The following is a 14,833-nucleotide window of genomic DNA, read 5'->3' on the forward strand; positions in this document are numbered from 1 at the left end:
GGCCTCGGTCGGAATCTCCGGCCGTCACCCTAGGGGTCGACGTGCGCATCTCTAGGGGTGTACGCCACTCCACCGTGCTTCGTAGGGTCGGGCCCCATCGGTTCGCCGTTCCCTCTTCATTGCACCGGGCGGGGGACGAATGTGGGTGCGCGGCGCCCCGGACGGACGGGAGGCGCCGGTGATCGGATCGGGCACCGACCTGCTCCTTTCGATCGACGACGTGGTGGCGACCCGGAATCCGGGCGGTGATCCCGTCCCGGTCGCACCGCATGTCCGCGTCCGGCCACCCGAGTCGGCCGCGGTGCCCGCGAACCGCCCCTGCCGCGCAGACCGGAATGCGCCCGGTGGTGCGGTACCGAGGCCCCGTGCCTTCCGGTCACCCCCTCTCGATCGGAGGTTGAGCTGATGTCTGTCGGGTTCGATGGTGCGCGGACGGTGGACGGCGCGGTCGACGCCGAAACGCTGGACCTGGTGGGGGACCTGCGCCGGCCGACGCTCTGGCCGGCCCGGGCCTCCTCGGTGCACCGGGTGCTGCCCTCCTGGCTGCCGGACGACGGGCCGGGCGGCGACGTCGTGGTGGCGGGGGTCGTGGCGGTGCTGGCCCGTTGGACGGCCCAGGAGCAGGTGGTGGTGGGCCTGGCGTCCGGTGGCGGCGGTTCGGCGCTGCGGGTGGACGTGGCGGGTGATCCGGGTTTCGCCGAGCTGGTGACGCGGGTGCGCGCGGCGCTGGCGGCGCCGGTGGCCGTGGGCCGGGAGCAGGCGGGCCCGGTGGTGCTGGGGCTGGTGGACGCTCCGGTGGCGGAGGCGGGGCCGGCCGTGGTGGACGTCGACCTGGTGATCGGCGTGGCCCCGAACGGGTCGGCGCTGCGGGTGGACTACGCGGCGGAGGGTTACTCGGCGCAGTGGGTGCGGGGCCTGGTGGACCAGGTCGTGGTGCTGGTCTCCGCCGGGCTGGCGGGGCCGGAGGTGGGGTTGTCGGCGTTGCCGTTGGTGGGCGGTGCGGAGCGGGAGCGGTTGCTGGAGTGGGGCCGGGGCCCGATGCGTGCGGTGCCGGGTGAGCCGATCCACGAGCTGGTGCTCACGTGGGCGCGGCGCACGCCGGAGGCGGTGGCGGGAGTCGCGGGCGATGAGGTGTTGACGTACGGGGAGCTGGACCGCCGGTCGGCCGCGCTGGCGGCGTATCTGCGGTCGGTGGGCGTGGGCACCGGTGACGTGGTGTCCGTGGCGTTGGAACGCGGACTGTGGTCGCTGGTGGCGACGACGGGTGTGTTGCGGGCGGGCGCGGCGTACACGCCGATGGACGTGTCGTGGCCGGTGGAACGGATGCGGGTGTTGCTGGCCGACCACGGCGCCCGGGTGGTGTTGACCGTCGGTGCGGTCGCGCCCCAGGTTCCCGGTGGCGACGGGGTGTCGGTGGTGGCGTTGGATGACGACTGGCCGGTGGTGCAGGCGTGTGAGCCGGTGGACCTGCCGGTGGTGCCGGCATCCGCGCCGGCGTTCGTGATCTACACGTCGGGTTCGACGGGCACGCCGAAGGGTGTCGTGCTGACGCACGAGAGGCTGACGAACTTCCTGGCGTGGATGACCGACGAGTGCGCCATCGGCCCCGACAGCCGGATGCTGCATTCGGCGGCACCGGTCTTCGACGCCGCCTTCGGGGAGATCTTCGCGACGCTCACCGGTGGTGGCCGCGTCGTCGTCTGCTCCCGCGACGACCTGCTCGACGCGCGCCGGCTCACCGACCTCATCAACACCCACGACGTCACGCACACGTTCGGACCGGCCACCAACGTCGCCCCGCTCGATCCGGCCGCCTGCCCGGGTCTGCGCTGCATCATCTTCGGCGGCGAGGCCGTCCCGCCGCAGCTGGCCCAGCGGTGGTTGACGGCGGGCACGCGGGTGGTGAACGCGTACGGGCCGGCGGAGATCGCCGTGGCGTGCACGTGGTTCGACGCCTCGGCCGGGTGGGGCGGCGCGTACGTGCCCATCGGCTGGCCCATGCCCAACCGGCAGATCCGCGTCGTCGACGCCAACCTCGACCTCGTCCCGATGGGCGTGGCCGGCGAAATCCTCGTCACCGGCTTCGGCGTCGCCGACGGCTACCTCAACCGCCCCGAACTCACCGCCGAACGCTTCGTGACCGACCCGTACGGCGGTGGGCGGGCCTACCGCAGCGGCGACCTCGGCCGGTGGAACGCCACCGGCGCGCTGGAGATCCTCGGCCGGATGGACCACCAGGTCAAGGTCAACGGCATCCGCATCGAACTCGGCGAGATCGAGACCACCCTCGCCCAGCACCCCGACGTCGGCGCCGCCGTCGTCACCCGGCGCGAGGACGACGGCACCGCCCGACTCGTCGCCTACGTCACCGGACGCAACGGCCGTACCCCCGCCGTCGGCGACCTGCGCGCGCACGCCGCCAGCGTGCTCCCGCCCTACATGGTCCCCGCCGTCGTCATGGTCCTCGACCACTTCCCCGTCGGCGGCACCGGCAAGGTCGACCGGCGGGCCCTGCCCGCACCCGACACCCGACGACCCGACCTCGGGGTGGAGTTCGTCGAGCCGGCGACGAACGAGGAGCGCCTCGTCGCCGCGGTGTTCGCGACCGTCCTCGGCATCGACCGGGTCGGCACGCGCGACAGCTTCTTCGACCTGGGTGGCACGTCGTTGCAGTCGGCGGCGGTGGCGACGCGCATCGACGAGGCCGCCGACGTCGTCGTGCCCGTCTCGCAGATCCACCGCACCCCCACCCCACAGGCGCTGGCCCACTGGCTGACCACCGCGCCCCGCCGTCCGGACGCCGGCTCGACCGCCGGGCAGGCCCGTCAGCGTCCCGGCCCGGTTCCGCTCGCGCAGCAGGTCGCGAAGTGCCTGATGTCGCCGCTGGAGGTCGTCGTCCCGGTCACCTGGTGGATCGAGGGTGAGCTGGACCTGCGGGCGCTGATGGCGGCGCTGGGCGACGTGCACCGCCGGCACGAGGCCCTGCACGCCCGCTACCGGCGGACGGCTCCCCCGGTGGCGCTCGTCCCGCCGAACCCGGCGATGCCGCAGCTGCGGCTGCTCACCGACGCCGCCAGCGAGCAGGAGGCCCTGGACCAGCTCGCCGAGGCGGTGCAACAGCCGCTCGACTACACCCAGGGCCGCGTCTGGCGGGCCGCCCTGATCCGGGAGAAGTCGACCGGGCGGGTCCTGTTCGGCGTGGGCATCCACCACATCGCCTTCGACGGCTGGTCGTACGCGCTGCTGGTGCGGGACCTCAGCCACGCCTACGCGGCGCGGTTGTCGGGCGCGGCGCCCGTGTGGGCGCGGCCGGCGCCGACGCTGCGCCAGTCGTACGAGGAGTACGCCCGGCTGCGCGACGCCGCCGACCTCGACGCGCAGCGGGCCTACTGGCGCGAACACCTGCGCGGCCTGCCCCGCCAGGGCCGGGGCGACGCCACCGCACCGCTGGAGCAGGCGCTGGCGTGGGGTCCGAAGGCCGGGCACATCGTCACCGTCACGTCGGAGGTCATGCGGCGCTGGGACCGGGCCGCCCGGGAGCAGCGGTTCAGCCGGTCCAGCTACTTCGTCGCGGCGTTCGCCTCCGCGCTGCGCGCCATCCACCAGCAGGACGACATCGGCCTGCTGATGGTGGTGGCCAAGCGGGGCAGCCGCGTCCTCGACTCCGCCTTCACCACCCGGCTCAACCTGAACTGCGTCCGGGTGCGCTTCGACGGGCCGGAGGACGACAAACTCGTTCTGCGGGTCAACGAGACGATCAGCGACCTCATGCGGGCCCAGGACGTCCCCTTCGCGGAGACCGCCGACGACCCCGCCGCCGGGCTCTCCGGCGAGGTGGTCGCCAGCCTGCCGACCTTCGTGTTCCAGGACAACGTGGTGCTTCCGCTGGAACTGCCCGGCTGCCGGGCCGAGGAGGTCGTCGACCCGTACGCGCGGGAGGTGCCCAACGGGCTCACGGTCGAGGTGCTTCCCCGCGCCGACCACGCCCTCCTGCGCGTCACCATCCGCACCGACTACCTGCCGTACAGCTTCGCCGAGGAGTTGAACGGGCACATGCTGCGCTTCCTGGAGGCCGGGCCGGCGGGCTCACCCACCGCCGGCTGACCGTCCACCCCGTACACATCGGACTGCTTGTCATGGCCGTGGGCGCGCGGGCCGCGTCCCCGGAGTTCGTGGTTCTTCCCCGGCGGACCCCCGCAGGCGACGCCGGGCCTGATCGGAGGTTGGCTCATGTCTGTCGGGTTCGTTGGTGGTCGTGCCCAGGCCACGGAGGTCGTCGGGCCCGGTACCGACTTCGAGGCTCTCGACCTCATGGGCGACCTGCGTCGGCCACTGGGGTGGCCGGCCCGGGCGGCGTCCCAGGTGCGGACCTTGCAGCTGCCTTTCCCGGCCGGCGCGGAGCCGGCCGGGACGGTGGTCCTGGCGGGACTCGTCGGGGTGTTGGCCCGGTACACCGGTCAGGAGGAGGTGGTGCTGGGCCGGTCCTCGGGGGGATCGGCGGTCCGGGTGGGTGTGGCGGACGATCCGGCGTTCGGTGAGCTGGTGAGCCGGGTAAGTGCGGCGTGGGCCGCGCCGGTGGTGACCGCCGGTGTGCCGGGTCCGGTGGCGGTGAGCCTGGTCGACGGCCCGGTGGCCGAGGTGGGTCCGGAGGTGGTGGACGTCGACCTGGTGGTGACGGTCGCCTCGGACGGCTCCGGGCTGCGGGTCGATTACGCGGCGGAGGGCTTCTCCACCGACTGGGCACGGGGCCTGCTGGACCAGACCGGGACGCTGCTGGCGGCCGGGTTGCGGGAACCCGACGTCCCGCTGTCCGGGTTGCCGTTGTTGGGCACGGCCGAGCGGGACCAGCTGCTCGCATGGGGCCGGGGTCCGAGCTGCCCGGTGCCGGGCGAGCCCCTCCACGAACTGGTGCTGGAGTGGGCACGCCGGACGCCGGACGCGGTCGCGGGTGTTGCCGACGGCGAGGTCGTCACGTACGGGGAACTGGCCCGCCGTTCGGAACTACTGGCCCGTTACCTGCGCGCAGTCGGGGTCGGGGTCGGGGACGTGGTGTCGCTGGCGTTGGACCGCAGCATGTGGACCCTCGTCGCCACCCTGGCGGTGTTGCGGGCGGGAGCGGCTTACACGCCGATGGACGTGTCGTGGCCGGCGGAGCGGATGAAGATGCTCCTGGCCGACCACGGTGCCCAGGTCGTGCTCACCGTGGGCGAGGTCGCCCACCGCATCCCCCGCCCCGACGGCGTGCGGGTGGTCGCCTTGGACGAGGACTGGCCCGCTGTGGAGGCGGTCGAAGCGATCGACCTGCCGGTGGTGGACGCCTCCCAGCCGGCGTTCGTGATCTACACGTCCGGATCGACCGGGACGCCGAAGGGCGTCGTGCTGTCCCACGACAAGTTGACGAACTTCGTCACCTGGATGCGCGACGAGTGCGCGGTCGGCCCGGACAGCCGGATGCTGCACTGCTGCGCCCCCGTCTTCGACGTGGCCCTGGGCGAGATCTACACCGCGCTGACCTCCGGCGCCCGCGTCGTGGTCTGCTCGCGTGACGACCTGCTCGACGCCCGCCGGCTGACGGAGCTGATCGCCAAGGAGCAGACCACCCACGCGTTCTGCCCACCCACCAACCTCGCCGCCGTCGACCCGGCCGACTGCCCGAGCATGTCCTGCGTGACCCTCGCCGGGGAACCCATCCCGCCCCGCATGGCCCAACGGTGGATGGCCGCCGGCACCCGCCTGATCAACGCCTACGGCCCCGCCGAGGCATCCGTCGCCTGCACGTGGTTCGACGCCAAGGCCGGCTGGGGTGGCGCGTACGTGCCGATCGGCTGGCCCATGCCCAACCGCCAGATCCGTGTCGTCGACGCCGCACTCGACCTCGTCCCCATGGGAGTCCCCGGCGAGATCCTCATCACTGGCGCAGGGGTCGCCGACAGCTACCTCAACCGCCCCGAACTGACCGCGCAACGGTTCGTCACCGACCCGTACGGCGGCGGGGTCGCCTACCGCACCGGTGACCTGGGCCGGTGGAACGCCTCCGGGGCGCTGGAGATCCTCGCGCGGATGGACCACCAGGTCAAGGTCAACGGCATCCGCATCGAACTCGGCGAGATCGAAGCCGTCCTCGAACAGCATCCGGGCGTCGGCACGGCCGTGGTCGTCCGCCGCGAGGACCGGGGCGTCGCCCGGCTAGTCGGTTACGTGACCGGGCACAATGGCCGAGCCCCGACCGTGAGCGAACTGCGGGAGCACGCCGCTACGGTGCTGCCCTCGTACATGGTCCCCGCCGTGATCATGGTGCTCGACCGGTTCCCCGTCGGCGGCACGGGGAAGATCGACCGGCGGGCCCTTCCGGAACCTGGCTCGCAGCGCCCGGACCTCGGCGTGGCCTACGTCGAAGCCGCGACCGCCGAGGAACGGCTGGTCACAGGCGTGTTCGCCACCGTACTCGGTATCGATCCCATCGGCACCGAGGACAGCTTCTTCGCCCTCGGCGGCACCTCCCTGCAATCCGCCGCCGTCGCCGCCGCCATCGACGAGGCCGCCGACGTCGTCGTACCCGTTTCGCAGATCCACCGCACCCCCTCCCCACGCGAACTGGCCCGCTGGCTCGCCACCGCACCCCGCCGACCCAGAGCCGAACCGGAACCGCCCGTCACCGGACGCCCCGCCCCGACCGGACCCGTCCCGCTGACCCCGTCGGTCGCCAAGTGTCTCGTGCTCCCGTTCGAGCTGGTCTGTCCGACCACCTGGTGGATCGAGGGCGAGTTGGACCTGCGCGCGCTGATGGCGGCGCTCGGCGACGTGCACCGGCGGCACGAGGCGTTGTACGCCCGCTACCGGCGGGTGGACCCGCCCGTGGCGATCATCCCGCCGAACCCGGGGATGCCCCAGCTCCGGCTGCTCACCGACGCCGCGAGCGAACAGGAAGCACTCGACCAACTCGCCGATGCGGTGCAGCAGCCGCTGGACTACACCCAGGGCCGCAACTGGCGCGCCGCCCTGATCCGCAACAAGACCACGAACCGGATCCTGTTCGGCATCGGCATCCACCACATCGCCTTCGACGGCTGGTCACACGCGCTGCTCGTGCGCGACCTCAGCCACGCCTACGCCGCCCGGCTGTCCGGCACGGCCCCGGTGTGGGCGCGACCCGCACCCACCCTCCGCCAGTCGTACGACGAATACACCCGCCTCCGCGAGGCCGCCGACCTCGACGCGCAGCGGGCCTACTGGCGCGAACAGTTGCGCGGGCTCGCCCGCCAGGGCGAGGGCCGACCCCAGGAGCTCCTGGAGCAGACCCCGATGTGGGGCCCCAGGACCGGGCACATCGTCGCCGTCTCCGCCGACGTGTTGGACCGCTGGGACCGGGCCGGCCGCGAACAGCGGTTCAGCCGCTCCACCTACTTCGCCGCCGCCTATGCCTCCGCGCTGCGCACCATCCACCAGCAGGACGACATCGCCCTGCTGATGATCGTCGCGCAGCGCGGCAGCCGGATCCTCGACTCCGCCTTCACCAGCAGGATCGGTTCCAACTGCCTCCGGGTCCGGTTCGACAGCCCCGAGAAGAACCTCGTCCGGGCCCTCCAGCAGACCGTGGACCAGCTGATGGCAGCCCAGGACGTCACCTTCCTGGAGATGACCACCGACCCGGTCCTCGGGATGCCCCGCGAGGTGACCAACAGCCTGCCCTCCTTTGCCTACCAGGACAACCTCGTCCTCCCGCTGGAGCTGCCCGGCTGCCGGACCGAGGAGGTCGTCGACCCGTACGCCCGGGAGTGGTCGGGTGGCTGTGTCGCCGAGGTCCTGCCCGGTAACGGGGGCGCCCTGCTTCGCGTCACCATCCGCACCGACCTCGTCCCGGCCCCGGTCGCCGAGATCCTGGCCACCGCCATGCTGCACTTCCTGGAAGCCGGACCCGAGGCCGTCGACGCAGCGCACTGAGAGCACGTCAGGGGCCCCTATCGGCGTGTATCGCCACGGCTCCGCCGGGGCTAGCATCACGCTGTCGATGATGATCTATCGCCCGCCCCGGCGGGCCAGTCGGAGGTGATTTCCCTGCGCCGCGTAACGCAGACCCTGATCGCTGTCCTGGTCTCCTGTCTGACCGTGGCCCTGTCGGCTGTGCCGGCGCATGCTGCCGCCCAGGTCAGGGTGCACGTGCCCAGTGGGCTCCCGCTGAACATCCGCAATGCCCCGTCGTTGAGCGCAGCGGTGATCGGCAGTGTCCCCAACGGCAACATCGTCACCATCACCTGCCACGTCCGCGGGGACTCCGTCCAGGGTTTCGCCGGCGTCACCAACATCTGGAACAAGCTCTCGGGCGGCGGGTGGCTCACCGACGGATTCCTGGAGACCGGCTCGAACGGCCCGGTCGTCCCGCTCTGCGCCAGCTCCGCCCAGTTCAAGCTGCCGTTCCCCGCCGGAAGCGCCTACCCGATCACCCAGGCGGCGGGCAGCAGCTTCTCCCACAGCGACGTCTACAACCGGCACGCCATCGACTTCGGCACGCCGGTGGGCGTGCCGATCCTCGCGTCCGCCGCGGGCACCATCCGCTTCGAGGGCTGGGCGGGCGGCGGCGGGATCATGGCGCTCGTCGACCACGGCAACAACCGGTGCTCCCAGTACGCCCACCTGAGTGCGACGATCATCAACAACGGTGACCGCGTGGCGCAGGGACAGCGGATCGGAACCTCCGGGGCGACCGGCAACGTGACAGGCCCGCACCTGCACTGGAACATCGTCAACTGCGACACGCAGACCAGCCGCGAGATCCCCAACAGCGTCGAGGTCGGCACCAACTACGTGGTGGGTACGGCGCCGGTCAGCCGCAACGGCTGACCCGGCCCGACCGGCCATACCGGACAGGCGGGCGGGGACTCCAGACGGTGTCCCGGCCCGCCTGTCCGGGGCGGGCCGGATGTGCGTACGACAGGTTCAGGTCGCGCCCGTCACGACGGGGAGCGGGCGAGCTGGTCTCAGTGGACGAGGGCTGCCGGGCAGTGCGCGAGCAGCTCCGTCGGGGCGTGCACGACCAGGTCGGGGCCGGCGGCCAGCAGCGCGGCCACGTCCCCGCCGTGCCAGGTGGTGGCCACGGCGGTCGCCCCGGCGTCCCGGCCGCTGAGCAGGTCGATGACCGCGTCGCCGACCATCATCGCCTGGCCGGGCGGCACGTCGAGGTGGCCGAGCGCCTGGAGCACGATGTCCGGCGCGGGCTTCGGGCGGGCCACCTCGTCGGAGCCGATCACCTGGCCGAAGAGGCCCAGCACGCCGAGCTGGTCGAGCAGGGAGCGGGCCCGGGGGCCGGCCTTGCCGGTGGCGATCGCCATCCGGATCCCCCGGGCATGCAGCGTCTCCAGGGTCTCCCGGACGCCGGGGAAGAGCGGCACCAGGTGGGCCATCCGGTAGCTCTCCCGGACGAACGGCTCCTCCATTTCCAGGGGCAGCCCCATCAGCCGCATGATGTCCGGGAAGTACCGGCCCATGTGCCGGTTGTACTCCTCGAACGGCGCCGGCCCGTCGCCCACCACCTCGGCGTACGCGATGCTGAACGCCTCACGCATGACGGCCGAGCTGTCGACGATGACGCCGTCGAGGTCGAACACGACCGCGCGGATCGGGCCGCGGCCCGGCGGCGGCGGGGTCACCTCTACGGTGGACGATGGATGGCTCATGGCTGCTCCCGGAAGCGAGTGTGGCCGACGGTGGTTCTCACCTGTCGCGATGGCCCGCCAGCGCGTGCTGCCGCTCCGGCGCGGTGGGCCGGGCGGACTGGTAGATCCGTTCGATGATGTCGATGGTCCGGCGGGCCTCGGCGACGGCCGCGCCCCGCGACGCCGGGTCGGCGAGCAGCCCGGGCAACTCGTCGAGCTGGCGGTCGTACTCGGCGCCGATCGGCTCCTCGGGCAGCGACAGCCGGACGGTCTCGCCGTCCCGGGTGCGGGTCAGCACCGGTGCCGGCTCCCGGTTGGGGCTGAAGCCGAACGTGCAGCGCAGCGTCGCCGATCCGGCGGCGCCGTGCACGGTGACGGTGGTGCGGTCCAGCGACTCGTGCGAGGCCCAGCAGGCGTGCAGGGCGACCGAGGCCCCCTCGGCGGTGAGCAGGAAGCCCCGGGCGGTGTCCTCGACGTCCCCGGGGGCGCGACCACCGGCGGCGGTGTCGCTGCGCCAGGCGGCGTGGGCGGCGCTGTCGTTGACGAAGTCGTCGGAGACACTGCCGATGGCGTGGGTGACCCGGGTCGGGCCGAGCATCGGCAGCACCGTGTCGAGCAGGTGCCAGCCGAGGTCCACCAGCGCTCCCCCGCCCGAGAGGTCGCGCCGGGTGAACCAGCCGCCCGCGTCGGGCACCCCCCGGGCGCGGACCCAGGCCACGTCGACGTGCCGGATCGGGCCCAGCTCGCCGGCCACCCCGGTCAGGGCCCGGATGTCGGCCCGGTAGCGGGCGGCGCTGCCGGCCAGCAGCACCGCGCCGCCGTCGCGTTCCGCGTCGGCCAGCAGGGTCGCCTCCGCGGAGGTCAGGCAGACCGGCTTCTCCAGGAACACCGGTACGCCCCGGCGCAGCAGCCGGACGGCGACGCTGGCGTGCAGGTGGTTCGGTACCGCGACCACCACCAGGTCGACCGCCCCGGCGGGAAGGTCGTCGACGTCGGCGTACGCGGACGGGACGTCGTGGGCGGCACGGGCCCGGTCGCGTACGCCGGGCTCCGGGTCGACCACGGCGGTCACCTCGAAGCCCGGATGCGCGGCGAGCCGGGGCAGCCAGATCTCCCGCCCGGCCCACCCGAGGCCGGCCACCGCGACCCGCACCGGTCGGTCGGGCGCGGCGGCCGGGGGCAGGGCCGTCATCCGGCGAGGACGTCGGCGAGCACGGCGGCGATCTCGTGCATCTGCTGCTCCGTGCCGAGCAGGGTGCGGTGGTGCAGCCAGATGCAGTCGGAGTGGATCTGCTCGACGTTGGGGCAGCGGGCCGCGATCGCCTCGACCGACTCGTCGGGGGCGCCGGCCTTCCAGAAGCCCTCGCACCGGTAGATCGCCCGGAACGCCACGAACGCCGGGACGCCCCGGGCGATGAGCGCGTCGACCACGGCGCGGCGGCGCTCGATGGTGATCCCGGGGACGCGGAACATCGCCATGTAGTGCGGGTTGCGGTCGGTACGGGGGTCGGTGGTCTGCGGCACCACGCCGGGGATCTCGGCGAGCAGGCTCGACAGCAGCGGCCAGCGCTGCTCGCGCACCGCGATCTGCTCGTCGAGGCGGGACAGCTGGGCGCGCAGCACGGCGGCGGTGAACTCGCCCATCCGGTAGTTCGAGCCGGTGGTGCCGTGCAGGTAGTCCCGGTCGGTGCGGGGCCGGCCGCAGCTGTGCACGAGGAACGCCCGCTCGCGCAGCTCCTCGTCGGGGAAGAGCACCGCCCCGCCCTCGCCGGCGGTCATCAGCTTGCCGTTCTGGAAGCTGAACGCGGCCACCGAGCCGAGCGCCCCGGACCGCTTGCCCTGCCACTGCGCGCCGTGGGCGTGCGCCGCGTCCTGGAGCACCGCCACCCCCGCGTCGGCGGCGAGCTTGTCCAGCGCGTCCATGTCGGCGAACTGGCCGGCCATGTGCACCGGCATGACGACCCTGGTGCGGGGGGTGATCGCGGCCTCGACGGCGGCCGGGTCGATGCAGTAGGTGTCGAGGTCGACGTCGACCGGCACGGCGACCGCGCCGAGGCGCTGCGCGGCCAGCGAGGACGAGATGAAGGTGAAGGCCGGGACGATCACCTCGGTGCCCGGCCCGACGCCGAGCACCTCCAGGGCGACCTCGAGGGCGTGCGTGCCGTTGGTGACGGCGAGCGCGTGCGGCGTGCCGTGGTAGTCACCGAACTCCTTCTCGAAGGAGTCGACCTCGCTGCCGCCCATCCGCCACCACTGCCCCTGTTCGAGGGCGCGGATCAGTCCAGAGCGCTCCTCGTCGCCGAACTGCGGCCACTCGGGGAACTCGGACACCGTCGAGGGCTGACCACTCATGACTTCCCACTTCCCAACTCGGGCAGACCAGGGGCTTCGCCGGACCATCGGGCGGGACGACCGGGTACCGCCGGCACGCGGTCCGGGCGCACCGGGGCGCCGATGGCCGGTTCGAGGTAGGTGACGCTTCCGTTGGAGCCGGCGGCGTCGCTTCGGCAGGGAGGACGGTAACCGAAGCGGACGCGCGGTCACCGCCCCTAACAGCCCCTAGCCACCCCTTAGTCCGCCGCGCCACGGCCACCGCCGGTTCGCCCGGCGTCGCGGGCGTAGTAAGACTGCGGTGGACCAGTCATCGGGCCTTGTCGGGACAGGGCCACGCCCCGCGAGGTGAAGCGTGTCGGACGTGTTGCTGCTGAACGGCCCGAACCTGGGCATCCTCGGCCGACGGGAGCCGGAGATCTACGGCACCGACACCCTGGACGACATCGCACGGGCCGTCGGCGAGGAGATCGCGGGACGGGGCTGGCGGGTGGTGGCCGAGCAGCACGACTGCGAGGGCGCCCTGATCCGCGCCATCCAGGACAACTACGACACCGTGGGCGCCATCGTCAACCCGGGCGCCCTGATGATCGCGGGCTGGAGCCTGCGCGACGCGCTGGCCAACTATCCCCGGCCCTTCGTCGAGGTGCACCTGTCCAACGTCTGGGCCCGGGAGAGCTTCCGGCACGACTCGGTGATCGCCCCGCTGGCCAGCGGCGTCATCGTCGGGCTCGGCTCGCTGGGCTACCGCCTGGCCGCCCGCGCCCTCGTCGCGACCGTCCGATGACGACCCGTCACCACGCCGTCCGGCCCGATCGGCGTCGATGCGCCAGCGGTACGGTCGTCCGCACGTTCCGACTCTTCCCGAAGGACTTCACGTGCACATTCCCATCCTCGTCCTGACCCTCATCCTCGCCGCGGTGTTCCTGGGCACCGCCGTGCCGAAGCTCACCGGGCAGGCGCAGATGCGCGAGCGGATGGACCACCTCGGCGTCTCGCCCGGGCTGACGCGCCTGCTCGGGGTGCTGGAACTCGCCGCGGTCGCCGGGCTGCTGCTCGGCCTGCTCTGGGCGCCGCTGGGCATCGCGGCGGCGATCGGCCTCGCCCTGCAGATGGTGGGCGCGGTGGTCTACCACGCCCGCGCGAAGGACCCGGCCCCGATGACCCTGACGCCGGTGATCTTCGCTCTGGCGGCCGTCGCGCTCGTGGTCCTGCACGTGCTCGAGGGCTGAGGCGCGGGCGTGACCGGTCCGCAGCGGGGCGACGGCGTGCTGGGTGTCGACGTCGGCGGCACCAAGGTGGCGCTGCGCGCGGAGGCGCCCGGACGGCCGGCGTACGACCGGACCTTCCGCTGGCCACGCGGCGCCGACCCGGCCGCGGACCTGGCCGCGCTGGCCGCCGAGGCGGACCGGCTGCGCGAGGTGTGGGGACCGGTGGGCGCGGTCGGGGTGGCGATGCCCGCGACCACGGACCCGGCGGGCACCGTCACCACCTGGCCCGGCCGGCCCGGCTGGGCGGGGCTGGACCTCGCCGGTGCGCTGCGCCGCCTCTTCCCCGACGCGGCGACGGCCGTCGCCGACGACGGTGACCTCGCCGCGCTGGCCGAGGCCCGGCACGCCGGCCGGGACGACGTGGTCTACCTGGGCGTCGGCACCGGGATCGGCGGCGGCGTGGTGCTGGCGGGGCGCTCGGTGCCCGGCCGTTCCTCCGCCGAGATCGGACACATGGTCGTCGCCCTCGACGGCGAGTGCTGCGACTGCGGCCGGCGCGGCTGTCTCCAGTCGATCGCGTCCGGCCCGGCCACCCTGCGCCGGGCGGGCGCCGGCCGCGGCGCCGAGGTGAGCTTCGATGACCTGCGGGCGGGGCTCGACGAGCGCCGGCCGTGGGCGGTGGCGGCGGTCGACGCGAGCTGCCGGGCGCTGGCGGCGGCGGTCGTGAGCCTCGGCGAGTTGCTGGACCCGGCGCTGGCGATCATCGGCGGCGGGTTCGCCGCCGGCCTGCCCGACCTCGTGCCGCTCGTCGCCGAGCGGGCCCGCGCCGCCGGCCGGCCCGGGCGGCCGTCCCCACCCGTGCGGCCCGCCGCCCTGGGCGGGTTGTCGTCCCTGCACGGCGCGGTGGAGCTGGCCCGTGGCCTGACCGGCCCGCCGGCCCCCGTGCGTTCCGTACCCACCCTGTAGAGGAGATCAGTCATGGTCAGGATCGGTGTCATCGTCGGCAGCACGCGGCCCGGCCGCAAGGCCGACGCCGTGGCCCGCTGGGTGACCGACGTCGCCGCCAAGCGGGGCGACGCCACGGTCGAGCTGGTCGACATCGCCGACCACGACCTGCCGCACTTCGACGAGGTGCTGCCGCCGTCGATGGCGCCGTCGAGGCGCCCCGCCGTACGCCGCTGGGCGTCGACCGTCGCTGGATTCGACGGCTTCGTCTTCGTCACCCCGGAGTACAACCACTCGATCCCGGGTGCGCTGAAGGACGCCGTCGACTTCCTGTTCAAGGAGTGGCAGCACGCCTCCGCCGGCCTGGTCAGCTACGGCGTGCACGGCGGCACGCGGGCGGCGGAGCACCTGCGGCTGGTGCTCGGGCAGCTCGGCGTGGCCGACGTCCGGTCCCAGGTCGCGCTCTCCCTGACCACGGACTTCGTCAACTTCCGCGACTTCCGGCCGGCGGCGCACCACGAGCAGGCCCTCAACACCATGCTCGACGAGGTGGTCGCCTGGGCCGGCGCGCTGCGCACGCTCCGCCGGAGCTGAGGCGGTCGGGGGGTGTCCCTATGGGTTTCGTCAAGCGGGGACTGGTCTGGTGGGGCGTGGTTGGTAGGGGATCTTGTCGCGGAGCATGGCATGGAGGACGTC

10 protein-coding genes are annotated in these 14,833 nt (G+C 73.4%); 7 read left to right on the top strand and 3 right to left on the bottom strand.

What is annotated here, in order from left to right; translation table 11 throughout:
• Nucleotides 1-405 precede the first annotated feature (405 nt).
• The 3 genes from EV374_RS31260 (at nucleotide 406) to EV374_RS31270 (ending at nucleotide 8,838) form a co-directional block, all read left to right on the top strand.
• Nucleotides 406-4,104: a non-ribosomal peptide synthetase gene (locus tag EV374_RS31260; RefSeq protein WP_132240765.1), complete on the top strand. Its 3,699-nt coding sequence runs from the start codon at nucleotides 406-408 to the stop codon at nucleotides 4,102-4,104.
• Between the two features lie 258 nt (nucleotides 4,105-4,362).
• Nucleotides 4,363-7,941, top strand: coding sequence for a non-ribosomal peptide synthetase (locus EV374_RS31265; RefSeq protein WP_486486063.1), 3,579 nt, complete (start codon nucleotides 4,363-4,365; stop codon nucleotides 7,939-7,941).
• Nucleotides 7,942-8,157: 216 nt separating this feature from the next.
• Nucleotides 8,158-8,838 (top strand): M23 family metallopeptidase, encoded by a 681-nt coding sequence (locus EV374_RS31270; RefSeq protein WP_486486062.1) that lies wholly within the window; start codon nucleotides 8,158-8,160, stop codon nucleotides 8,836-8,838.
• Nucleotides 8,839-8,975: 137 nt separating this feature from the next.
• Here the strand turns inward: EV374_RS31270 and EV374_RS31275 are convergent, their stop codons facing one another.
• From EV374_RS31275 to EV374_RS31285, 3 genes are read right to left on the bottom strand one after another with little or no spacing between them, the layout of a single operon-like run.
• Nucleotides 8,976-9,671 (bottom strand): HAD-IA family hydrolase, encoded by a 696-nt coding sequence (locus EV374_RS31275; RefSeq protein WP_132240768.1) that lies wholly within the window; start codon nucleotides 9,669-9,671, stop codon nucleotides 8,976-8,978.
• A 37-nt stretch (nucleotides 9,672-9,708) separates the two neighbouring features.
• Complete coding sequence (locus tag EV374_RS31280; protein WP_132240769.1) at nucleotides 9,709-10,842, bottom strand: Gfo/Idh/MocA family protein; 1,134 nt, start codon at nucleotides 10,840-10,842, stop codon at nucleotides 9,709-9,711.
• Nucleotides 10,839-12,002 carry a DegT/DnrJ/EryC1/StrS family aminotransferase gene (locus EV374_RS31285; RefSeq protein WP_132240770.1) on the bottom strand — a complete coding sequence of 388 codons (1,164 nt, stop codon included), beginning with the start codon at nucleotides 12,000-12,002 and terminating at the stop codon, nucleotides 10,839-10,841. Before EV374_RS31285 ends, EV374_RS31280 begins: the two co-directional genes overlap by 4 nt.
• A 334-nt stretch (nucleotides 12,003-12,336) precedes the next feature.
• On the opposite strand from EV374_RS31285, the gene EV374_RS31290 reads away from it, so the two are divergent.
• From EV374_RS31290 to EV374_RS31305, 4 genes are all read left to right on the top strand, one after another.
• Nucleotides 12,337-12,768, top strand: a complete 432-nt coding sequence (locus EV374_RS31290) for a type II 3-dehydroquinate dehydratase (RefSeq protein ID WP_132240771.1) — start codon at nucleotides 12,337-12,339, stop codon at nucleotides 12,766-12,768.
• A gap of 91 nt (nucleotides 12,769-12,859) precedes the next feature.
• Entirely contained in the window at nucleotides 12,860-13,213 is a 354-nt protein-coding gene (locus tag EV374_RS31295; RefSeq protein WP_132240772.1) for a DoxX family protein, read from the top strand.
• Nucleotides 13,214-13,222: 9 nt separating this feature from the next.
• Nucleotides 13,223-14,158 carry an ROK family protein gene (locus EV374_RS31300; RefSeq protein ID WP_132240773.1) on the top strand — a complete coding sequence of 312 codons (936 nt, stop codon included), beginning with the start codon at nucleotides 13,223-13,225 and terminating at the stop codon, nucleotides 14,156-14,158.
• A gap of 12 nt (nucleotides 14,159-14,170) precedes the next feature.
• Nucleotides 14,171-14,731, top strand: coding sequence for an NAD(P)H-dependent oxidoreductase (locus EV374_RS31305; RefSeq protein ID WP_132240774.1), 561 nt, complete (start codon nucleotides 14,171-14,173; stop codon nucleotides 14,729-14,731).
• Nucleotides 14,732-14,833 lie beyond the last annotated feature (102 nt).

The organism is Micromonospora sp. CNZ303 (assembly GCF_004345505.1).